16 protein-coding genes and 2 rRNA genes (1 of these 18 running past the window's edge) are annotated in these 22830 nt (G+C 61.4%); 8 read left to right on the top strand and 10 right to left on the bottom strand.

Features of this window, described 5'->3' with window-relative positions; genetic code table 11:
- The 3 genes from NIBR502773_RS24965 to mrdA all read left to right on the top strand — a co-directional run.
- Window positions 1-1745, top strand: a 23S ribosomal RNA gene (locus tag NIBR502773_RS24965) (it extends 1147 nt beyond the left edge of the window).
- A gap of 152 nt (window positions 1746-1897) precedes the next feature.
- Window positions 1898-2013: ribosomal RNA gene (gene rrf, locus NIBR502773_RS24970) — 5S ribosomal RNA — on the top strand.
- 270 nt (window positions 2014-2283) lie between these two features.
- Window positions 2284-4176, top strand: a complete 1893-nt coding sequence (gene mrdA / locus NIBR502773_RS24975) for a penicillin-binding protein 2 (protein ID WP_065939427.1) — start codon at window positions 2284-2286, stop codon at window positions 4174-4176.
- A 1-nt stretch (window position 4177) separates the two neighbouring features.
- On the opposite strand, the gene NIBR502773_RS24980 is transcribed toward mrdA, so the two are convergent.
- Window positions 4178-4579, bottom strand: a complete 402-nt coding sequence (locus NIBR502773_RS24980; RefSeq protein ID WP_141157199.1) for a GFA family protein — start codon at window positions 4577-4579, stop codon at window positions 4178-4180.
- Window positions 4580-4678: 99 nt separating this feature from the next.
- On the opposite strand from NIBR502773_RS24980, the gene NIBR502773_RS24985 reads away from it, so the two are divergent.
- Entirely contained in the window at window positions 4679-5146 is a 468-nt protein-coding gene (locus NIBR502773_RS24985) for an SRPBCC family protein (RefSeq protein ID WP_065939425.1), read from the top strand.
- A gap of 73 nt (window positions 5147-5219) precedes the next feature.
- On the opposite strand, the gene NIBR502773_RS24990 is transcribed toward NIBR502773_RS24985, so the two are convergent.
- Entirely contained in the window at window positions 5220-7457 is a 2238-nt protein-coding gene (locus tag NIBR502773_RS24990; protein ID WP_141157200.1) for a TonB-dependent siderophore receptor, read from the bottom strand.
- Window positions 7458-7675: 218 nt separating this feature from the next.
- Here NIBR502773_RS24990 and NIBR502773_RS24995 point away from each other — a divergent pair, with 218 nt between their 5' ends.
- The 4 genes from NIBR502773_RS24995 (at window position 7676) to NIBR502773_RS25010 (ending at window position 12067) form a co-directional block, all read left to right on the top strand.
- On the top strand, window positions 7676-10033 hold the full coding sequence (locus tag NIBR502773_RS24995; RefSeq protein WP_141157201.1) for a DNA polymerase II: 2358 nt from the start codon (window positions 7676-7678) through the stop codon (window positions 10031-10033).
- A gap of 70 nt (window positions 10034-10103) precedes the next feature.
- Complete coding sequence (locus NIBR502773_RS25000) at window positions 10104-10682, top strand: GNAT family N-acetyltransferase (RefSeq protein WP_141157202.1); 579 nt, start codon at window positions 10104-10106, stop codon at window positions 10680-10682.
- Window positions 10683-10694: 12 nt separating this feature from the next.
- Window positions 10695-11327 (top strand): glutathione S-transferase N-terminal domain-containing protein, encoded by a 633-nt coding sequence (locus tag NIBR502773_RS25005; RefSeq protein WP_141157203.1) that lies wholly within the window; start codon window positions 10695-10697, stop codon window positions 11325-11327.
- A 164-nt stretch (window positions 11328-11491) separates the two neighbouring features.
- Window positions 11492-12067: a DUF4174 domain-containing protein gene (locus NIBR502773_RS25010; protein WP_027603094.1), complete on the top strand. Its 576-nt coding sequence runs from the start codon at window positions 11492-11494 to the stop codon at window positions 12065-12067.
- Window positions 12068-12103: 36 nt separating this feature from the next.
- Here NIBR502773_RS25010 and NIBR502773_RS25015 read toward each other — a convergent pair whose 3' ends face one another.
- Genes NIBR502773_RS25015 through NIBR502773_RS25050 form a run of 8 tightly spaced genes read right to left on the bottom strand, consistent with a single transcriptional unit; the run spans window position 12104 to window position 22819 of the window.
- Window positions 12104-13138, bottom strand: coding sequence for an acyltransferase family protein (locus tag NIBR502773_RS25015; protein WP_141157204.1), 1035 nt, complete (start codon window positions 13136-13138; stop codon window positions 12104-12106).
- 22 nt (window positions 13139-13160) lie between these two features.
- The gene (locus NIBR502773_RS25020; protein ID WP_141157205.1) at window positions 13161-14570 is read right to left on the bottom strand and encodes a lipid II flippase MurJ; all 1410 of its coding nucleotides are present in this window, start codon (window positions 14568-14570) and stop codon (window positions 13161-13163) included.
- Window positions 14570-15997 carry an O-antigen ligase gene (locus NIBR502773_RS25025; RefSeq protein ID WP_115488791.1) on the bottom strand — a complete coding sequence of 476 codons (1428 nt, stop codon included), beginning with the start codon at window positions 15995-15997 and terminating at the stop codon, window positions 14570-14572. The genes NIBR502773_RS25020 and NIBR502773_RS25025 overlap by 1 nt, the downstream gene beginning before the upstream one ends.
- Window positions 15998-15999: 2 nt before the next feature.
- Window positions 16000-17103, bottom strand: coding sequence for a glycosyltransferase family 1 protein (locus NIBR502773_RS25030; RefSeq protein ID WP_141157206.1), 1104 nt, complete (start codon window positions 17101-17103; stop codon window positions 16000-16002).
- Window positions 17094-18311: a glycosyltransferase family 4 protein gene (locus NIBR502773_RS25035; RefSeq protein WP_141157207.1), complete on the bottom strand. Its 1218-nt coding sequence runs from the start codon at window positions 18309-18311 to the stop codon at window positions 17094-17096. The genes NIBR502773_RS25030 and NIBR502773_RS25035 overlap by 10 nt, the downstream gene beginning before the upstream one ends.
- Before the next feature lie 8 nt (window positions 18312-18319).
- Window positions 18320-19648: a cellulase family glycosylhydrolase gene (locus NIBR502773_RS25040; protein WP_141157208.1), complete on the bottom strand. Its 1329-nt coding sequence runs from the start codon at window positions 19646-19648 to the stop codon at window positions 18320-18322.
- Window positions 19638-20828: a glycosyltransferase gene (locus NIBR502773_RS25045; RefSeq protein ID WP_141157209.1), complete on the bottom strand. Its 1191-nt coding sequence runs from the start codon at window positions 20826-20828 to the stop codon at window positions 19638-19640. Before NIBR502773_RS25045 ends, NIBR502773_RS25040 begins: the two co-directional genes overlap by 11 nt.
- Complete coding sequence (locus tag NIBR502773_RS25050; RefSeq protein WP_141157210.1) at window positions 20828-22819, bottom strand: exopolysaccharide transport family protein; 1992 nt, start codon at window positions 22817-22819, stop codon at window positions 20828-20830. The genes NIBR502773_RS25045 and NIBR502773_RS25050 overlap by 1 nt, the downstream gene beginning before the upstream one ends.
- Between the last annotated feature and the right edge of the window lie 11 nt (window positions 22820-22830).

The raw sequence follows: 22830 nt of genomic DNA on the forward strand, positions 1-22830 counted from the left end.
AGCTACGGGTATCACGTAAGTGATGCGGTAGAGGAGCGTTCTGTAAGCCTGTGAAGGTGAGTTGAGAAGCTTGCTGGAGGTATCAGAAGTGCGAATGCTGACATGAGTAACGATAATGGGTGTGAAAAACACCCACGCCGAAAGACCAAGGTTTCCTGCGCAACGTTAATCGACGCAGGGTTAGTCGGTCCCTAAGGCGAGGCTGAAAAGCGTAGTCGATGGAAAACAGGTTAATATTCCTGTACTTCTGGTTATTGCGATGGAGGGACGGAGAAGGCTAGGCCAGCTTGGCGTTGGTTGTCCAAGTTTAAGGTGGTAGGCTGGAATCTTAGGTAAATCCGGGATTCTAAGGCCGAGAGCTGATGACGAGTTAACTTTTAGTTAACGAAGTGGTTGATGCCATGCTTCCAAGAAAAGCTTCTAAGCTTCAGGTAACCAGGAACCGTACCCCAAACCGACACAGGTGGTTGGGTAGAGAATACCAAGGCGCTTGAGAGAACTCGGGTGAAGGAACTAGGCAAAATGGCACCGTAACTTCGGGAGAAGGTGCGCCGGTGAGGGTGAAGGACTTGCTCCGTAAGCCCATGCCGGTCGAAGATACCAGGCCGCTGCGACTGTTTATTAAAAACACAGCACTCTGCAAACACGAAAGTGGACGTATAGGGTGTGACGCCTGCCCGGTGCCGGAAGGTTAATTGATGGGGTTAGCTAACGCGAAGCTCTTGATCGAAGCCCCGGTAAACGGCGGCCGTAACTATAACGGTCCTAAGGTAGCGAAATTCCTTGTCGGGTAAGTTCCGACCTGCACGAATGGCGTAACGATGGCGGCGCTGTCTCCACCCGAGACTCAGTGAAATTGAAATCGCTGTGAAGATGCAGTGTATCCGCGGCTAGACGGAAAGACCCCGTGAACCTTTACTATAGCTTTGCACTGGACTTTGAATTTGCTTGTGTAGGATAGGTGGGAGGCTTTGAAGCGTGGACGCCAGTCTGCGTGGAGCCAACCTTGAAATACCACCCTGGCAACTTTGAGGTTCTAACTCAGGTCCGTTATCCGGATCGAGGACAGTGTATGGTGGGTAGTTTGACTGGGGCGGTCTCCTCCTAAAGAGTAACGGAGGAGTACGAAGGTGCGCTCAGACCGGTCGGAAATCGGTCGTAGAGTATAAAGGCAAAAGCGCGCTTGACTGCGAGACAGACACGTCGAGCAGGTACGAAAGTAGGTCTTAGTGATCCGGTGGTTCTGTATGGAAGGGCCATCGCTCAACGGATAAAAGGTACTCCGGGGATAACAGGCTGATACCGCCCAAGAGTTCATATCGACGGCGGTGTTTGGCACCTCGATGTCGGCTCATCACATCCTGGGGCTGAAGCCGGTCCCAAGGGTATGGCTGTTCGCCATTTAAAGTGGTACGCGAGCTGGGTTTAGAACGTCGTGAGACAGTTCGGTCCCTATCTGCCGTGGACGTTTGAGATTTGAGAGGGGCTGCTCCTAGTACGAGAGGACCGGAGTGGACGAACCTCTGGTGTTCCGGTTGTCACGCCAGTGGCATTGCCGGGTAGCTATGTTCGGAATAGATAACCGCTGAAAGCATCTAAGCGGGAAACTAGCCTCAAGATGAGATCTCACTGGGACCTTGAGTCCCCTGAAGGGCCGTCGAAGACTACGACGTTGATAGGTTGGGTGTGTAAGCGCTGTGAGGCGTTGAGCTAACCAATACTAATTGCCCGTGAGGCTTGACCATATAACACCCAAGCAATTTGCGTCGAAAGGCCAGATTGCGGTGTGTGAAGACGCAATGAACCGAAAGTTCGAGATCTTACAAAACACCGACAGCTGTCACATACCCAATTTGCTGAAGCGAGGCCAGCTGGCCACGACTCAGTACCCGAATTTCTTGACGACCATAGAGCATTGGAACCACCTGATCCCATCCCGAACTCAGCAGTGAAACGATGCATCGCCGATGGTAGTGTGGGGTTTCCCCATGTGAGAGTAGGTCATCGTCAAGATTAAATTCCGAAACCCCATTTGCGAAAGCAGATGGGGTTTTGTTTTGGGCGGTCGAAAAGTGGGTACGCCTAGGCGGATGAGCTGTTGAGTATCGTCAAGGGCAGCTGCCGTATCGCCGTACCCATCGAGAGGGAACTCACTTCAGAGTGCCGTTGGGGAATTCAATGCAAAGTGTTTCTGCATTTTTGGTATGGTGCAGCACATTTCTCAAGGACTGATCTTTCATCGCAGGATGCGGCGTCGACCTTCTTCAACGAGATGCTGTAGAAATGCCTGAACCTATACCGATTAAAGATCACGAAAAAGAAAACCGCCTGGTCAACAAGCGCCTGCTCGCTTGTGCGTTGTTGGTGATAGGCATTACGTGTGCGCTGGTAGGGCGTATGTATTTCCTTCAAGTCGTACAGTTCGACTACCACTCCACGATTTCTGAAAACAACCGTGTCCACGTGCTGCCCATCACTCCGACGCGTGGCCTTATTTATGACCGTAATGGCGTGCTGCTTGCCGATAACCGACCCAGCTACAACCTGACCATCACCCGCGAGCGCACCACTGACCTCAAGGGCGAGCTCGACGCCATCGTCAACTTGCTGCACCTGCCTGTCGAAGACCGAGCACTGTTCGACAAGGCTCTGAAGCAGGCACGCCACCCATTCGTTCCCGTGACATTGTTTTACGAGTTGACCGAAGAGCAAATTGCATTGCTGGCGGTGAATGAGTTCCGCCTGCCAGGAGTAGATGTAGAGCCGCAATTCGTCCGTCACTACCCGCTGGGTGCGCACTTTGCCCACTCCATCGGTTATGTGGGGCGGATCAATGAGAAAGAATCCAAAGCCCTCGACTCGGTGGAGTACCGTGGCACGCAGTCCATCGGCAAAACCGGTATCGAGCGTTTCTACGAGTCCGAACTGCATGGTCATGTCGGCTACGAAGAGGTCGAGACCAATGCCCAGGGCCGCGTACTCCGTGTGCTCAAGCACACCGACCCGATCCCTGGCAAAAATATCGTCCTGAGCCTCGACGTGAAGCTCCAGGAGGCTGCGGAAGAGGCCCTGGGTGATCGCCGTGGCTCGGTGGTTGCCCTCGATCCGCAAACCGGTGAAGTGCTGGCCATGGTCAGCAAGCCGAGTTTTGACCCGAACCTGTTCGTCACCGGCATCAGTTTCAAGGAATATGCCGCGCTGCACGACTCCATTGACCGGCCGCTCTTCAACCGCGTCCTCCGAGGGCTCTATGCGCCAGGTTCGACCATCAAGCCGGAAGTGGCCATCGCTGGTCTCGACAGCGGTGTCGTCACCCCACAGACCCGTGTATTCGACCCCGGTTACTACCAGCTCCCCGACTTTGACCACAAATACCGCAATTGGAACCACAGCGGCGACGGCTGGGTAGACATGGACGCTGCCATCATGCGTTCCAACGACACTTACTTTTACGACCTAGCTCACAAGCTCGGCATTGACCGCCTGCATGACTACTTGGCCGAGTTCGGCCTGGGTCAGAAAGTCTCCCTGGACATGTTCGAAGAGTCCGCCGGCTTGATGCCATCCCAGGCATGGAAGCGCGCCACACGGCGCCAACCCTGGTTCCCTGGTGAAACCGTGATCCTCGGCATTGGCCAGGGTTACATGCAAGTCACTCCGCTGCAATTGGCCCAGGCCACGGCGTTGATCGCCAACAAAGGCGTGTGGAATCGGCCTCACCTGGCCAAGACGATCAATGGTGAGCCGCCGGTAGACCAGAATCCAATGCCCAACGTCGTCCTCAAAGATCCGCGTGATTGGGAGCAGGTCAACCACGGTATGCAACTGGTGATGCATGACCCACGAGGTATCGCCCGGGCCGCCGCACAAGGGGCGCAATATCGCATTGCCGGCAAGAGCGGTACCGCGCAAGTGGTTGCGATCAAGCAAGGCGAGCGTTACAACCGCGAGAAGACCCTGGAACGCCACCGTGACAACGCGTTGTTCGTTGGCTTCGCTCCGGCCGAACACCCGAAGATAGTGATTTCGGTGATGATCGAAAACGGTGAGGCCGGTGGTCGCGTCGCGGGTCCGGTGGTGCGGCAAATCATGGATGCCTGGCTACTCGACCAAGACGGTCACCTGAAGCCGCAATATGCGACGCCGGCAAAAGCGCCAGGTGACCCCCACGTCTAAATCATGCCTTCCACTCGTCCCATTGCTCGATGCCTTCATGGGCAAGCCAGGGCACATCATGGGCCATCCAGATGTGCGAGGTGGGCCTGACGCCCGGATCATCGTCCAGCGTCGCCACCCGCACGATCACATGGGGCTGATGCCCACGTTCTGCTATCAGATGTGAGCCACAGCGCGAGCAGAAATGCCTGAGCTTGCCCGGCGAAGATTCAAAGGACGCCAGCAGTTCCTCCCCTCGCGTCCAGCGAAAATGTTCGCGCATTACGCCTGCAGTGGCGACAAACGGTGCCGCATGTATTTTGCGGCAGCTTGCGCAGTGGCAGTGGCTGATAGGCATGTCCAACTGGTCCACCTGATAGCGGACACCTTTGCAGAAGCAACTTCCATTCAATGGGTCAGTCATAAACGTATTGCCGGTTCAAGGACGGGGTCATCATGATTGCTTACAACCTGAGGTTGCGCATTATTTGGTGTCGCCTACTGTCAATGGAGGAGGTGACTTATGCACGTATTAGATCGCATTGAGCGAAAAGTTCTGCTGAACGCTTCACGTAAACAGGTCTGGGAAGCACTCACCCATGCCGAGCAATTCGGTAATTGGTTTGGTATCGCCCTCAAGGGCAAAGCCTTTGTGGCAGGGGAAACCATAGAGGCGCCGATTACCTACCCAGGTTACGAACACGTGATCTGGAAAGCCAAAATCGAACGCATCCTGCCGCAAACATTGTTCTCTTTCTGGTGGCACCCCTTCGCAGTGGAAGAGGGCGTCGACTACGACAAGGAAACCCCGACACTGGTGGAATTCACCATTGAGGATCGGGCGCCGGGCATTTTGCTGCGAGTGGTTGAATCCGGTTTCAACGCGGTGCCGGAGGCTCGTAGGCAAAAGGCCTTCAAGATGAACTCCCGTGGCTGGGACGATCAGATGGGCAATATCGAAAACTATTTGAGCAAAGCACGTAGGGCGTGAGCCGCATAACGGGCATCATTAACGGATGCCCGTCTTTGTCGTTCCCAATGTTCACGGGGGAATGGCCTGACGGTTAGAAATCCACCGTCGCGGACAACTTGGCTACGCGAGGATCGCCCTGGCTCAGGAACCCGCCCTGAGCCGACTCCCAGTATTTTTCGTTAGCGACGTTTTCCACAGTAACCCCGAGAGTTACATCACGCTGGTCCAGCGTGAACGTATAGCGCGCGCCTATATCGAAGCGGTTCCAGGCCGGCAGGCTCAAGTTGTTGGCTGCATCCGCGTACTGGCCACCGGTGCGCAGCATGCGCCCGTTGAGGGTCACGCCTTGCAGGGTGGGAACATCCCAGTCCACGCCCGCGTTGAGCTGGAAGGAAGGTACACCAATGGCGCGGTTGCCATCGTTGGCACCGTTCTGTGTGTCCTTGAGTTCGGTCTTCATCACGGTCACACCACCCAGCAAACGCAGGCCGCTGACCGGTTCGCCGAAGACATTCAATTCGACGCCTTTATTGATCTGCTGGCCTTCACGAACGTAGCGTGCGGTGGTTGCATCGACGACCTCCGAGTAACCTGCTCCAGGCTGCTCGATACGATAAACCCCTAAGGTAGCGCCATAGGTACCCATGTCCACTTTGACGCCCGCTTCGATCTGCTTGGAGCGAGCGGGCGCATAGGCCTGCCCGCCGCCAATCACAGTGCGGGTGCCTGCCACGAGCGGGGAAACCGGTCCTTGGGCCAAGCCTTCGATGCGGTTGGCGTACACCGACACGTGTTCCCATGGCTTGAACACAATGCCGTAGACCGGCGTGGTGATTGATTCGTCATAGTTGGCGGTGCGTGTACCGCTCATGTAGTTGTAACCCTGAACCACCATCTGCTGGCGACGTGCGCCGACGGTCACCAATAGGCGGTCATCGAAGAAGCCCACGGTGTCGGAGACGGCTACGCTGCGCACGAATGTCTTGGCGGTAATGGTCGGGTCGCTGAAATCGGTACCCGGAGTATTGCGCGGGTTGTTGAGGGTCGGTGGTGCGCCAGTCACAGGCGCGTAGATATTGGTCGCACTCGGTGAGCCGTTGAAGACATAGGCGTTACGTGCCTGAGTCCAAATGCCCGCGAGGCCGAAGTTGAGTCGATGGCTGACGGCGCCGGTCTGGAATTTGCCGTTCAGGCCGCTCATGAGACTGGAGTTCTCTTCTTCGTGCGCGATGGTCGAGCGGCTGGATGTGGCATTGCCGAGGTTATCGGTCAGGGTCACCGATGAATATTGGCCCATTTCACGGCTGTGTTTGGCACCGGCTGCGGCATAAGCCGTCCAGTTTTCGTTCAGGTCATACTCGGCGCGCAGCATCCCCAAGGTGTCTTCAAGGTTGGTACTGCTCCAGCTCGGCGCATAGTTCGTGTCTGCTGAAGGCGCATCCGGTACATGGGTGGCGGTACCCAGGAATACCGAATTGCGCCCGCCGTTGATGCGCTGCTTTTGATAGACAAAATCACTCGATACGCGCAAAGCATCGCCGCGGTAATCCAGGCCGAGGGCAAACAGTTTGGAACGCTGATTTTCATCGTCAATACCGGTATCCCCTTCGCGTTGCGACAGGTTTACCCGTGCACCAAAACGATTGTCTTCGCCGAACCGCTGGCCGATATCCACGTGTTCGCCTACACGGCCATCGCTGCTGATATCCGTGCTGAAGCGACGCAGCGGTACATCATCGGCGCGCTTGGGTTGCAGGTTCACGCCGCCGCCGATCCCCGAGCCGCCCGGTGTCACGCCGTTGATAAACGCGTTGGGCCCCTTGAACACTTCCACACGCTCCAGGGCGTCGGTAGAGATGATCTGACGTGGCAGGATGCCGTACAAACCATTGTAGGAAATGTCATCGCCGTTCAACGGCAGGCCACGGATCATGAAGGTCTGCGCCTGGTTCGCATACCCCGACGCCTGGCGCACCGACGAGTCATTGAGCAGCACATCGCCGACGGTCTCGGCCTGCTGATCACGAATCAATTTTTCGGTATAGGAGGCCATGCTGAAGGGGACGTCCATGATGTCCTGGTTGCCCAGCACTCCCAATTGACCACCGCGTGCCACCTGGCCGCCGCTGTACACGGGGGGAAGGGCACCCGGTGCGGGCCCGTCGGCGTTGATAGTGGTGGCACCCAATTCCAGTGTGCTGCCGTCCTGACGGTTGTTCGCATCCTGCGGGTTGACTGGGGTTGCAGCATGGGCGGCAAGGCTCAGGGAACAGCAAAGGGCGAGCAAGGTCGGGCGAAACGGCACAGCGAATGGGCTACGGGTGGGCATGGTCGATCCTGACGGCGAACCGTCAATGTGAGAAGAGGGGCAACAGGCGTTGCGCTTCCTCACTGCGCGAATACGACTCCGGCGCAGATGATAGTAATTATTATTAACGGCATGCAACAAATTTGTCAGATTGCAGTCTGCGTGCGCGTTTACCTGCTGCGTTTGCGCCGATGCCGCGTAGAATCAACGCCTGAAAGCTATTCCAGAGGTGCGGTACGGTGGATTTACAGCAGGGTTTTGTCCTGACCCGGCATTGGCGCGACACCCCGGCGGGCACGGAGGTCAGTTTCTGGCTGGCCACAGACCAGGGGCCACGGTTTATCCGCCTACCCGTGCAGACCTCGGTGATGTTTATTCCCGAGGCCCATCGCAAGCCGCTGGATTGGTTGCTCAAAGGTGAACGCGATATCGAATTGCGCCCGCTGCAACTCTGCGATTTCCATCACCGCCCGGTCCTGGGCCTCTACACGCGCCAGCACCGCCAGTTGATGGACGTGGAAAAACGCCTGCGCGCCGCCGGTGTCGATGTCTACGAAGCCGATGTGCGCCCGCCGGAACGCTACATGATGGAGCGTTTCATCACCGCTCCGGTCTGGTTCGGGGGGACACCGGATGCCGGTGGTACCCTGTGCGACGCGCAGATGAAGCCCGCGCCCGACTACCGCCCACCGCTCAAGCTGGTGTCCCTGGACATCGAGACCACCGCCCAGGGCGACCTCTATTCCATCGCCCTCGAAGGCTGCGGCGAACGCCAGGTGTACATGCTCGGCCCGCCGAACAAGACCGACGCGGTGGACTTCAAGCTTGACTACTGCGACACCCGCGCCCAACTGCTCGAATGCCTCAACCAATGGCTCGCCACCCATGACCCCGATGCAATCATCGGCTGGAATGTGGTGCAGTTCGACCTTCGCGTACTCCACGAACATGCCCAGCGCCTCAACGTGCCGTTGATGCTCGGTCGCGGCGATGAGCCCATGGCCTGGCGCGAACACGGCAGCCGCAACCATTACTTCGCCGCAGCGGCGGGGCGCCTGATCATCGACGGTATCGAAGCCTTGCGTTCGGCCACCTGGAGCTTCGAATCCTTCAGCCTGGAAAACGTCGCGCAAACCCTGCTCGGCGAGGGCAAGGACATCTCCACACCGTATCAACGCATGGACGAAATCAACCGTATGTTCGCCGAGGACAAGCCCGCCCTGGCGCGTTACAACCTCAAGGACTGCGAGCTGGTCACGCGGATTTTCGAGAAGACCGAGCTGCTCAAGTTCCTGCTCGAGCGCGCCAGCGTCACCGGGTTGCCGGCCGACCGCAACGGCGGCTCGGTAGCGGCATTTACCCACCTGTACATGCCGCTGATGCACCGCCAGGGCTTCGTCGCGCCGAACCTGGGCGACAAACCGCCCCAGGCCAGCCCCGGCGGGTTTGTCATGGATTCGCGCCCCGGCCTCTACGAATCGGTGCTGGTGCTCGATTACAAAAGCCTCTACCCGTCGATCATCCGCAGCTTCCTGATCGACCCGGTGGGCCTGATCGAAGGCCTCAAGCACCCCGACGACAGCGACTCCGTCGAAGGCTTTCGCGGTGCACGCTTTTCTCGCACTCGGCACTGCCTGCCGGCCATCGTTGCGCGTGTCTCCGAAGGTCGCGAAGAGGCCAAGCGTGAGCACAACGCGCCGCTGTCCCAAGCGCTGAAAATCATCATGAATGCGTTCTACGGCGTACTCGGTTCCAGCGGTTGCCGCTTTTTCGATACACGACTGGCTTCCTCAATCACGATGCGCGGCCACCAGATCATGCGCCAGACCCGCGAACTGGTTGAAGCCCAGGGGTATGAGGTGATCTACGGCGACACCGACTCCACCTTCGTGTGGCTCGGCAGCGCGCATTCCCAGGACGACGCCAGCCGTATCGGCCAGGCGCTGGTCAAGCACGTCAACACCTGGTGGCGCGAGCACCTGCACAGCGCGTTCGGCCTGCAAAGTGCCCTGGAGCTGCAATACGAAACCCACTTCAGCCGCTTCCTGATGCCGACCATTCGCGGCGCGGAGGAGGGCAGCAAGAAGCGCTACGCCGGCCTGGTGGTACATGCCGACGGCAGCGAAGAGATGATCTACAAAGGCCTGGAGACCGTACGCAGCGACTGGTCGCCCCTGGCCCGCCGGTTCCAGCAGGAACTCTACCAGCGCATCTTCCACCGCCAGCCCCATCAGGACTACATACGCGACTACGTGCGCCGCACCTTGAGCGGCGAGTTCGATGAACTGCTGATCTACCGCAAACGTCTGCGCCGTCAACTGGATGACTACGAGCGCAACGTGCCGCCCCATGTACGCGCGGCGCGCCTGGCCGATGAATACAACGACCGCCTGGGGCGCCCGCGCCAGTACCAGCGCGGCGGCTGGATCCGCTACGTGATCAGCGTCAACGGCCCCGAACCGCTGGAAGTACGCCAGGCGCCGATTGATTACGACCACTACGTCACCCGGCAATTGCAACCGGTCGCGGATGCGATACTGCCGTTCGTGAGTGACGATTTCAGCACCCTGGTCGGCGGGCAAATGGGTCTGTTCTAAAATCCTTGATTCACCCTGGTGAGAGCCTGCACTCTTGGCCTCTGATGATCACCAGACGGCGTAGCGCTCCATGACCCTGCTCACCCTGACCGGCACCACGGTCGAACTCCAACCCCTGCAACGCGAACACGCGGCCGCCTTGCTTGCTGCTGCGGCCGATGGCGAGTTGTGGAACCTCAAGGTCACCCACGTACCGGGCCCGGATACTGTCGATAATTACATCACCACCGCCTTGGCCGGGCGCGAGGCGGGCAGCATGATCCCTTTCACCCTCGTGCGTCGCGACACCGGCCAGGTGGTCGGCAGCACGCGGTTCTGGAAGGTCGATCGGGTCAATCGTAAGCTGGAGATCGGCCATACCTGGCTGGCGCAATCCACGCAAAAAAGCGCCATTAACACCGAAGCCAAGCTTCTGCTGCTGACCTACGCGTTCGAAGTGCTGGACTGCGTGCGCGTGCAATTTACCACCGACGAACTCAATGAAAAGTCCCGTGCTGCGATTCTGCGCCTGGGCGCCGTGCAGGAAGGCATCGTGCGTCACGAACGCATCATGCCCGACGGGCGCAAGCGCAACTCGGTGCGTTTCAGCATCATCGATTCGGAATGGCCGCAGGTGAAGGTCAACTTGCAGGCGAAACTGCAACGATAGGAGGAAAGGCCCATGTACACACTCTATGGCATCGACGAATCCGGCTCCTGCATGATCGAAATCGCCCTGCAACGGTGCGCGGTACCCTGGCGACGGGTCGACGCCGCCTCCTGGGCCGACGGCGAGGGCAGCGACGAGCTTGCCCGTATCAACCCGCTCAAACAGGTGCCCACCCTGGTCACACCCGATGGGCAGGTGCTGACGGAAAGTGCCGCGATCCTGATCCACCTGGGCCTGGCGTTTCCCGATGCGCATCTGCTGGGCGGCGACCGTGACCAGATCATTCGCGGCCTGGTGTACATCGCGGCCAATTGTTATTCGGCGATCGGCATCATCGACTACCCGCAACGCTGGCTGGGCAACGTCGATGAGGTGGTGCTGGCGCAATTGGTCACGGGCACGCGCCGCTATCTGCATCAGGCCTGGGTGGTGTTTGCCGAACAGTTTGCCGGCCAGCTGTTCGCGCCCGACGGCGCACCGAATGCGTTGGGCATCATGGCGGCGGCGGTGTCGCGCTGGGATGAGGCGCGTGAGGCCTTGACTGCCTTGGCGCCAGGCTTTGCCCAGACCCTGGCGCAGGTGGATGCCGACCCGATCATGGCACCTGTCTTTGCCCGCCATTGGCCGGGCTGGAAGGTCTCGTAATGTTTCCGCAATCAAAGGAAACAATGCGGCTTGTCGCCGCCAAGTCCTTGCGGAGCGGGCGTCCTGGCCTACGCTTTCTGAACGCGGTGTAGGAATCATCCTTGAATTTGACTGTCGCAGACATGAAACTCAAGAACCCTGCATGGAATTCAAAGGAGGTGCGCATGCTCATCCGGTCGCTGACCCTGGCTACCTTGATGGCTTTTACGGGGCCGCTGTTGGCTGCTGATGATATCAACCCGCTTAAGCAGGACCTGGGCAAAGCCCGGCCACTGGTGGTGGTGGAGCTTGATTCCGGCAACGACACACTGGCGACCCTCAAGAAACAACTGGACGAGCCTGCCACCAAGCAGTCCTTTGAAGAGCGCAGCATGGTGTTCTACACCGTTAAGTTCGGCAGCATCGGTGCCGAAGGGGAGAAGTTCGCCAAGGACCCCAAGGACAACAAGAAGCTCACGCCGCCCGAGACCAATGCGCTGATCCGCGCCCTCAAACTGGGCGCCGGCAGCGGCACCAAAGTGATCCTGGTGGGCAAGGATGGCGAGAAGAAAGTCGAGAAGACCGTGCCGCCGGATAGCCTCGACTTGAAAGAGTTTTTCAGCGCCATCGACCAGATGCCGATGGCCGAGAAAGAAACCGCCGCCGCCCCGGAACCCGAGCCCGTTGCTCCGGCTCCGGCCAAGGGCGCCAAGCCGGCTAAACACGCCGGCAAGCCCGCCGCGCAACAACTGGATGACTGAACCTGATACTCGGTAGGAGCACGCTCGCTCCTACCGTTATCTGGCAGCCTTGCGCAGCGGAAATGGAAAGTAGAAAAACCGCAGGAACGCCACCCGCTTGATCACTTCCCCGATCAACAACGGCACCACCACCGCCACCACAAAGCCGATACAGGCCGCGACAAACGCGTGCAGCCCCAGACGCTCCATCAAGTCGAATGTCTTGTGCTGGATCTCCCCATGGAAGATCAGCAGGATCAGGGTCGACTGGCCGATGTAGGTCATGACCCGGGTGATCAGAGCCGATGCCATCAGCACCCGCGCCAACGCCCAGCACAGGTACACCCCAATCACCGCCAGCAGGCTGGTCCACAGCCAGTGGTCGTAGCGACGCTGCGCCAGGTCCATGGTGTCGCCCCGGTAGAGGAACACCACCGCGAACAGCGCCACCGACACCAGCAGGGTCAGCAGTGACCCCGCATGGGTACGCAGCCAGTCACGCAGCAGGTAGCCGTAGACGAAACACGCGCTGCTGATCAGGGTGATATCCAGGCTGAAGGGCAGGCCGGGCAGCACCCAGGTTTGCCCGCCGAGAGTCACCGGCAGTTGCCAGAACCACGGCAGCATCCAGATGCCGATCAGCAGCGGCACCAGCATCACTGCGCAACTCACCGCCAGCGGCAGGCGCTGGATCAGCCGCAGTACGGCCCAACTGAACAGGATCGCCACCCAGAAGTGCGGCAAAAACCACAGCGCCTGCCACGGGATGGTGTCCACCGAGGCGTACAGCACGCCGCCGATATCCGGCAGCAGCGGTTGGCCGCGCAGCACATCGCGCACGATCACATACACCAGCATGGTGAAGAAAAACGGCTTGAGCAGGCCGTCGGCCTTACGCACCGCCATCTCGACAAACGGCTGTTCAGGCTTGAAAAACACCCCCGACAGAAAGAAGAACAACGGCAGTACGAACGACGCCAGGATCGGGTACATCAAGTCCGGCGACGTGGCGACAAACCAACTGTGGGCGTACACGATCACCAGGATGCCGATGCCCTTGGCGATATCCATTTGAATCCAGCGATTTTTCACCTGAGTGCTCCCGATCGATCATTCATGCCTTGCGCCACGGCTTGAGCCACAGCCCCATGCCGAGCAGTACCACGGCGCCCGCCAGGGTGCTCAGCCCCAGTTGCAGCCACACGCCCTCAATACCAAACAGCATCAGCGCCGCCAGCCCCATCAGCAGTGCACTGAGCAGCCAGTGCCGGGCCCAGGGCAGGGCGTCGAGCAAGGCCTGGCGCTGCATCAGCAACAGTGCGGTGTAGAGCACGCCGGCCAGTGCGGCCAAGGGGATACCGGCCAGGCCAAACACCCAGGGCAGCGCTCCCAGCAACAACACGTTGACCAGGCTGCCCAGCAACTCGCAGCGCAGTGGCTGGCGCGTATCGCCGGCGGCGTAGGCATAGCGCGCGAGCAAGGCGTTCCAGGCGCCGAACACCAACGGCACGGCAAACCAGGCCAGCAGCAGCGGCAACGGCGAATCCGCCGATTGCTTGGGCAGCAGCAATGCCACCAGGCTCGGGGCTGCCGCCACCAGGCCGACACCGGCAGGCAGGGTCAGCACGCTGGCGGTTTCCAGGCCGCGCTTGAGCAGGGCCAGGCGCTCATCGCCCTGACGGCGGCTCATCATGCCCAGCAGTACCTGGTTGAGACTCATCAGCGCAATCAGCGGCAGGTTCATCAGCTTGCGCGCCAGGTTGACCCAGGTCACCGCGCCTTCGCCCAGCAGCGATGCCACCAGCCGCTCGATCAGCGCCAACCCCTGGCTGGCGCCATTGCTCAGCAACAGCGGTCCGATGCGCTGGCCCAGCTCCCGCAAGGGTGCGACGCTCAGTTGCCAGCGCCATGGCCGCCAGCCTTGGCGCCACATCGACGGCAACAGCGCCAGCGGCATCAACAGGCTGCCGGCCAGGCAGGCCAGGGCCAGCGCGTGCGGTTGGCTGGTGGTGCCCGCGAGGGCGAGGTACGTCACCGGCGGCAGGTTGAACAGCAACGAGCCCAGCCCCGCGAGGACAAAACGTTCGCTGGCCTGCAAGGGAATGCTGAACAGCCCATGCAACATCAAGCCCGGCACACACCAGGCGACGATCTGCAGGTTGCTGCTGGCCAAAACTGTGGCGGTGTCGGCCAATCCCGGGCCGAGCACTTGCACCAGCCACGGCGCCAACAGCGTCAGCAGCAGGCTGATGACCAGCGCGATCAGCAGCAACGCCGGGAACAGCACCGCCAGCCACTCCAGGCGTTCGCCATGCTTGCGTTGCAGGTACAACGGCAGCGCAGCGGCGCTCAGCACACCGCCGGCCAACGACATGCGCAGCGCTTCCGGCAAAAACAGCGCGATCAGGAAGGCATCGCTGCGCTCTCCGGCGCCCCAGGCCGCCACCAGCAACCATTCACGGGCAAATCCCAGGCACAGGCCCACCAGGGTCGCCAGGGTCAGCCAGGCGGCGGAGCCGAGCATCAGGGCCGTGCCCCATCAGGCAGGTGTTTGCGGTAGGCCACGGTCTTCACCTGCGGCAGCCGCGCCGGAAACAACCGCCGCGCCTCCAGCACATTGATGCCCACCATCAGCCAGAACAACGCCACCATCACCACCGCAAAACTGAAGTAGTGGTCGAACAGGCCGCTGACCAGCGCCGACAGAATCCCGCCGGTGGTGCCCAGCCACAGGGCATTATCCTTGGTCAGGCGGATCGGGCCTTTTTGCGGACGCGCCTCACGCCACCAGCGCACGGTCACCGCCACAAAGAACAGCATGCCGACGATGCCGGTCTTGTAGATGAAGTTCAGCCACAGGTTGGAGATCCCCAGCAGGTGGGTGCCCGGTACCGGCGGGTCAACCTTGAAGCCGATCCCGAACGGATAAGACACCACCGCCTGCGGGAACATGCGGTACTCGTCGAACCGCACTTCGGTACTGGCGTTGTCCGACGAGAAAATCGTCGCCAGGCGTTCCTGCAACGGTGGGTAGGCCATTACCAGTGCCACGGTCAGCGCCGCGCCGATCATCAGCAGGCGCCCGGTGTAGGGCACGCGGCGCGTAGCCATCCACAGCAGCACCAACGCCAGGCTGACCATCGCGCCGCGGCTGCTGGCCAACAGCAACGCCGCCGCGCCCAGGCAGGCGACGCCCAGGCCCAGCGCACGTTTCCAGCCCTGTTCGGTCACGCCGAAGCAGAAGGCCAGGGGCAGCAGCAATGCCATGATCCCGCCGATGGCATTCGGGTGCATCCACGGCGAACCCATGCGCGAAGACATGGCCTCCAGGCCGAATTTCAACATGTCGAAATTGCCGTAGTTGAACAACGCCAGAATCGGCGCAATGCCGGCCCCGGAGCGCGTGCGCACGAACACCGCAATCGACAGCACCAGCATCGCCAGGCTGCCCAGCAACAGGGCGATCACCAAGGATTCACGCTGCTTGCGGTCCACCAGCAACCTGGCGCAGAGGAACACCGCCGACAGGCTCAGCAACCAGCGCAGCCAGTTGGCCACGCCGCTGCTGTCGGCGTGGACGGTGACTTGGCCGACGATAAACGGGAACACGCTGAACAGCATCAGCCACAGCAGCATCTGGTCGGTGGGGCGGCGGGTAAGGCTTGGGGTGTCCGGCAGGCGGGCCAGGAAGTTGTGCCACAGCACCGCGCCCCAGGTCAGGGCCAGGATCGCTTCGCTGACGGTGCTGCGGATCCCCAGGTTGATAGTCGAGTACGGCATGAACGTGGCGATCATGGCGAACAGCAACAGCCCCCACAACGGAAAGCGCAGGATGGTCACTGCCCCCGCCAGGCCGACCACGGCCAGGAACGCCTTGGCCGGCGACAGCAATAGGGCGAGGGCGCCAAACAGCAGGCCGAAGAGGATCGCGACGAGGCTTGCCAGGTTCACTCTCACTGAAGTTCCTCGATCAGTTCGGCCAGGCGCTGGCGATAAGCATGATGGTTGAAACGTTGCGCCCACAGGCGCCGTTGCTCGGCGCAGTCTTCATCCGGCCGCGCGCCCAGGCTGAGCATCAATTGCACCAGCGCCGGGCCATCGGTGGGCGAAAACCGCGGGGCCGACGGCGGGGTGATTTCATCCAGCGAAGTGCCGCTCGCCACCGCCACCGGCGTACCGACGCTCAGGGCCTCGATCACCGGCAGGCCAAAGCCTTCGGCATACGACGGCTGCCACAGGCGTGACGCCTGGCGGTACAGCCCCTGCAACTCGGCGTCCGACACGCCGCTCAGGGCGCGAATCCCCGGCAATGTGCGCTGGGCTTCGGGCAAGTGTTCCAAACTGCCCACCAGCACCAACTCCGGCACCGAAGGGGATTGGCGCCGCGCCTGCTGCCAGGCGTCCACCAAAAACGGCACGTTCTTGCGCAACTCGCGGGTGCCCACCAGCAGCCAGTAGCGCTCGGGCAATTGATGCCGGCTCAGGTCCGCCACCAGCCCGGCAAAGCCATCGACCTGATTGGGCAGCACACGAATCTTGCCCACCGCCTTGGGAAACAGCCGTGCGGTTTCATCGGCGCTGTATTGCGACGGCGTCCACACGCGGTCGGCGCTGTGCACCGCGTAGGTAATCGACAGGCGATCGCTGGTCTTGTAGATCAGCGCCTTCAAGCGGTTGGCATGGTAGTTGTTCAGGGTGATCTGGAACAGGTCATGCAGCAGTACCACGGTGCGCAAGCCTTTCGGTTTGGGCGGCAAGGGCAGGCCCATGTTGAAGGTGCTGATGTACAGGTCGATACGCTCCTCGCGCAAGGCGCGCGGCAGAAAACCGGCCTCAAAGCGCAGACGATTCTGCGGCTGGTGCATGGCGGTCTTGGCACAGCCCCACGCCGGGCAGTGGGCCTGCAGGCGCGTTTCATCGCCCAGTGGTGCCACGGTAAACCGTTCAAGCTCAATGCCCGGCAAGGTGTGCAGGGCGCTTTCCAGTGCATACACCTGGCGGCTGATGCCCGATTGCGGCGAAGTGCCGACGGTGCGGTAATCCAGGCCTATACGCATGCGGGCTCCCTCTGGCTCAGCGGCACGAGGGTGGCGTACACCTGCTCCAATTGGCTGGCGGCGACGCTCCAGTCATGGGCGCGGCGTACGTAGGCGCGGCCTGCCTCACCCATGGGCGCGGCGGCTTCAGGGCATTGCAGCAGGCGCACCACGGCATCGGCCAGGTCGTCGGCGCTTTGCCCACCGAGGTAGTCGAGGCCTTCCACCAGGTCCAACCCCGACACGCCTTGTTCGGTGCTGGCCAGCGGCAGGCCGGCGGCCAGGGCTTCGAGCACCTTGAGCTTGGAGCCGCCGCCATGGCGCAACGGCGCCAGGAACACCGAACAGCTCGATTGCAGGTCCAGCAGGTTGGGCACGAAGCCTTGCCATTCGATACGCGGGTCTTTCCAACGCTCGCGCCAGCTGCCGGGCATGCCGAAGCCGCACACGCTCATGCGCGCATCCGCACAGCGCGCCCAGACCTTGGGCAGGATTTCATCCAGGGCCCATTCGATGGCGTCCACGTTCGGCGCGTATTCATAGTTACCGAGGAACAGCACACGGCGTGTCGACGGGTCGGGATGGGCGGCGGCAAAGTGGTCGCAGTCCACGCCATTGACCACCACCGGTACGGGTTTGCCGGCGATTTTTTCCAGGACGTGCGCATCGTTTTGAGTGACCGCCACCACCTGCGCGGCCTGGCGCATCACCCGGCGTTCCCAGCGGGCATAGCGCCATTGATCGTAGCGAATGAACGGCAGCGACCAACGCGGCAAGCGGTCGTAGGTGGCCGCGCCCAGGGCCGATTCCACATTGTGTTCGGTCAGCACAAAGGGCTGTGATCTACGCGCCAGCGCATCTTCGTAAGGCTGGAAACTGTAGCTGTGCTCGATCTGCACAACGTCCCACTGCTCACCCAGCAACCAGTTGAAGGTGTCCTGCAACTCGCCCGCCAGCCCATTCACGCTGGCCAGCAGCGGGTAGGGTGCAAACAGCCCCGCCACCAGGGTCTTGAGGCTGCGCAACGGGCGGCGCGGCAGGATGATCAACTGTTCGACAAACGCTTCCAGCACCTGGCGGTCGGCAGGGGACACCGGATGCTTGTCATGCAGCAGCAAGGTGATCCGATGCCCCCGCGCCGCCAGGCTGCGCAGCAGGTGGAACTGGCGGGTCTTGCCGCCGCTGGTGGCGGGCCAGGGCGAGTAGGGCAGGATCCATAAAATGCGCATGGCGGGCCTCACTCCCATAACAGAATTTGCAGGTTCGGCTTGACCATGACGGTCAGCCCGTGGGTGCCGCTTACCGGGGTTTGCGTACCGCGCAGCGGGTCATACAGGGTGGCGCTGGCCAGGTTGGGCAGGTGTGCGTTGCCGCCCCCGGCCGCCCAGAAGAACCATAGCTTGCGCCCGTCGGCGCGGGTCCAGCCGATGCTGAACAGGCCGTCGGGCAACTGATCGGCGCTGGGCGGATCGCCGGGGGTGAGCGTCGGACCGCTGACGTCGAGGAAATTTTTCAGCGCGGTGTAGACCGGCTTGGGGTTGGCGTCGATGTCGAGCAAACCGTAAGACTGATCACGCACACTGGCGCGCTGGTCCAGATCACTGAGGGTAAACAGGAAGATCCGGTCGTAATCCAGCGCACTCATCAGCGCCAGGCGGCGTACCACGTAATCGGCCTGGGCCTGTGGGGTGATGATGTCCTGGGCGTCTTTGGGACCGGTGTAGGTCGACCAGCCCCATTCGGTGCTCCACAGGGTCTGCACGCCGCCGCTGCGCAGGGCCTGGTTGAGCGTGGTGGTCCTGGCGATAAAGTCCAGGTTGGCCGGGTCGTTGCCTTCGGGCAATTGGGTATAAGGGTGGTACGAGACGACGGTATTGAGGCTGGCGACGCCCAGGGCGCCGAGGGCATCGAACATGCTCTGGCCGTTGGGCATTTCGCTGAAGAATGCCATGCCGGCGGCCACCACCGGTTTGCTCGGGTTCATTGCGCGCAACGCGGCGGCGGTGGTGGTCAGCAGTGCGGCGTAGCCGGCCGGGTCGGCTGCCGGGCGCCAGAAGCCCAGCAGGTTCGGTTCGTTCCACACCTGCCAGGCGTCGACACTGGGATAGCGCTGGGCCAACAGCGCCATGCGGTTGGCGAACACGTTCGGGTCTTTCGGCGGGTACTGGTCCTGATACGGCGCACCCACCGGCGCAGTGGTGGCGAACGGCGCCGACCCGACCAGGTAGAACACCGACTTGAGCTGGTTGTCCTGCAGTTTGCCCACCAGCTGATCCAGCGTCGCAACCTGGTACTGCCCTGCGACCGGCTCCAGCTGGTCCCAATGCAAATCCAGGCGTACCCACTCCAGGCCCAGCGCCTTGAGACGGTCGATCTGCTTCTGATAGCGCTCAGGGGCGAACCACAGGAACTGCGCGTTCACCCCGAGGAAATCCTTCCACACCACAGTTTTGTTGCCCTTGAGCACATGGCTCTCGGCATCGGCCTGGCGCCCCCACAAAAACGCGGTGAGGCCCAGGGCGGCGACTACGACCAGGGTGGCGACGTAGGTGCGTTTACGCGCCATGGCGGCCGCCCTCGATGGCTTGCTCAAACAGAGCCTTGAACTTTTGCGCGGTCAACGGCCATAAGCGCTCGCGGCCGATTTCGCCGGCGCGTTCGGCCCACTCCCGGGCCAGCAGCGGCGTGCGCGCCAGGCGCAGCAGTTGCGCGCTGAGGGCATCCACATCGCCTTCGGGGTAGATGGCACCGTTGCCGCTGGCGACTTCCTCGGCAAACGCGCGAGCGTCGGAGGTAATCGCCCCACGCCCGCAGGCGGCAGCCCAGGACAGCGCGCCACTGGTACCGCGCTGGCGCCCGAGCAGGCCGAGTTTTTTCGATTCGCGATAGGGCAGCACCATCACATGGTGGGCCTGGATGGTCTGGGCAATCTCGTCGGCCGGCAGGTTCAGCCGCCAGTCGATAGCGTCCGCCAGGCCGAATTCGGCGATCTGGCGGTTCAACTGCTCCAGGTAATTACCACCCGCGCCAAACGCCATTTCGGCGGCGGTGCCACCGGCCAGGGTCAGGCGCACACGCTCACGCAATTCGGGGGCCTGCTTGAATACGCCGGCCAGGGCGTCTAACAGGTCTTCGATGCCTTTACCCCGGTAGATAAACCCGAAGTACAGCAGGCGCAGCGTATCCAAGGGCGGCAACGGCGCCGATGGAATCGCCAGATTGGCATGGTTGATCACCGCGACTTTCCCCGCCGGCAGTTGCATGCGTTGGCCCAGGCACTCGGCGCCCAGGCGGGTGAGGGTGATCAAGCGGGTCAAGCCGGCGGCGACCTGGCGCTCTTCACGCAAGGTCAGCGGATCGGCCAGCACCACTGCCGCCTGTGGCATCGGGCTGGGCAAGCGCTCCAGCAGGTTCAACGGGAATGGCAAGCGCTCGCGCCGCCAGACGATGCGTTCCGGATCATGCACCGTGGCGGTCAAGGGCAGTGCCGGGTAGGCCTTGCGCAATTCGCGCAGGGCCAGGAACTCCCCCAGCCGTCCGCCGCCCAGCTCGGCGTGGACCAGGTCCACGCTGTGCCAGTCGAAACCACCGATGGCCTGTTTGATCGCCTCGCTGTTGCCCGCCACCCCGGCCAACGGCGTCAGCACCGTCACCTCCAGTTGTTCCAGTGCCGTGCGGAAATGGTTCGCGTAGTCGGCGATGCCATTTTTCTCCGGCGGCAACGGGGCGAGCAGGGCGACGCGCATCAGAATGCCCCTCGGTACTTGGCGATGGTTTTCAGCACCTTGGCCGGCACTTCGAATTTGCGCCGGTTGATGATGATGCCGTCGACTTTGCCGAACGCGGTGTTGAGGATCGACAGCGCGTGCTCCACCACCGGCACCGTGCTCTTCTGCGCTTCCACCACCAGCGCAATCAGGTCGGCCCGACGCAGGTTGATAAACGCATCGCGGTTATCCAGCAGCGCCGAGGCGTCCAGCAGCACCACTTCACCTGGCGCCGCCGGTTCGGCGCCGCCCACACGCACGTTGATACCGTTTTCCTGCAGCAACTGACGCAGTTGTTCCACCACGAAGGTCACCCCTTCGCCATGACGTGCCGAGGTCAGCCCCAGGGTCAGGCCCTGCTCGGCGATGCGCTCCAACTGCAGCAACCCGTACAGCCGGTAGATGCTCGCATTGAACGCGTTGGTGCTTTGGGCGGTGCTGGTGTCCAGCTCGGGCAAGGTGGTCCACAGCGGCAGGCCGAACTTGCGTTCCGCCAGGCCGCCATCGTGGATGCGCTGGTCGAGCAGGTAGCACAGGTAGATCACCAGCAGGCCGACGACGAGGGCGAATGGGACCGCCAGCACCAGCATCACCAGGGTCTTGGGGAAGATACGGCCGGGGTTCAGGGTGGCCTCTTCGATCACCGCGATGTTGCTGATCTGGCTGTTATCCAGTTCACGGTCGATGCGTGATTTCTCCAGGTTGTCCACATACAGCGCGTAGTTGCGTTCGGCGGCGCCCAGCTCCCGGGCGAGGCGTGTCAGTTCCGGTTCGATCTCCAGGGCTTGCTTGCGCTGGGCTTCGAGGTTGGCCAGTTGTTTCTGTTGTTGAGTCAGTTGGGTACGCAGCGCGAGGTTGTTGCTCGACTCATCCAGCAGTACTCGCTGCAAGTGGATTTCCAGGGTATTGGGCGCGCGGTTTTCCGAGCTTTGCACGGTGTTGCTTTCACTCGCGACATGGGCCTGCATTGCGCGGATCGACGCATCCAGGGCTTTGACCGGCGGCGCGTTGTCCGTGTAGGTGCGCATCATGTCGGCCTTTTCCAGCAGCTTCTGGTTCAGCAGGCGACGCAAGTCCTGCTGCTGGGGGTTCAGTGCGATCTGGCGCACGGTGGTGACTTCTTTGGGCTGGCTCTTGAGCTGCGTGCGGGTGCTCTGGATGGCGCTGTCGGAGGAGGCGATCAGGCGCGTGGTGTTGAACGTTTCGCCCCGCAGTACGTTGATGCGCTCGGACAAGTCTTCCAGGCGATCAGTGATGCTCGCCGCGCCGATCTGGTTCAGGTGCGTGAGGATCTGCTGCTTGTAGCTCTGGATCTCGGTGGCGCTGGTGGCTACCTGGCCTTCATAGAAGACGTACAGGCTCTTGCGCCCCAGGGCCTGGGTGCGTTCGTTGACATAGGTCTCGACCCAGTCCTTGACCACCGCCTGGGCTATCTCCGGGTCGCCCCAGGTAAAGTTGATGTCCATCACCGTGGAGCCGGCCGCGTGGCTCACCTCGAAGTTCTTTTCCAGGCCCGCCGCCAGGCGCTCCACCGGTGTGGTTTTTTCCACCACGCCGACAGTTTCCAGTACCACGCGGATGCCATCGAACACCGCGCCTATGCCACTCTTGACGTAGTACTTGGTGCGCTTCCAGAAGCCTTCCGGTGGCGGTGCGTTACTGATCACTTCCAGGTAGTGCTCGGCCACCGCCCGCACAATCGGACGCCCGGTGAGCAGACGCTCCTCGTCGACAATCGGGTCGCGCTGGGTGCTGGGCATCACCAGCGCCTGGCGGTTACTGATCTCGATGGGCAAGGTCGAATCACGCCCTGGCTTGACCAGCAGGCGCGCCGTGGATTCGTACTTGGCCGGCAGCAGGAAAGCCCCCAGCAGAATGATCACCAGCGCCGCAATGGCGGCCAGTTTGAACTCGTGGCGGAAGATGAAGAACAGGCGTAGCAGATCACGAAAAGAACGGATCTCGATCATGGGATGTCGCT

It is taken from the genome of Pseudomonas sp. NIBRBAC000502773 (assembly GCF_006517195.1).
In the GTDB taxonomy this organism is placed as follows: domain Bacteria; phylum Pseudomonadota; class Gammaproteobacteria; order Pseudomonadales; family Pseudomonadaceae; genus Aquipseudomonas; species Aquipseudomonas marginalis.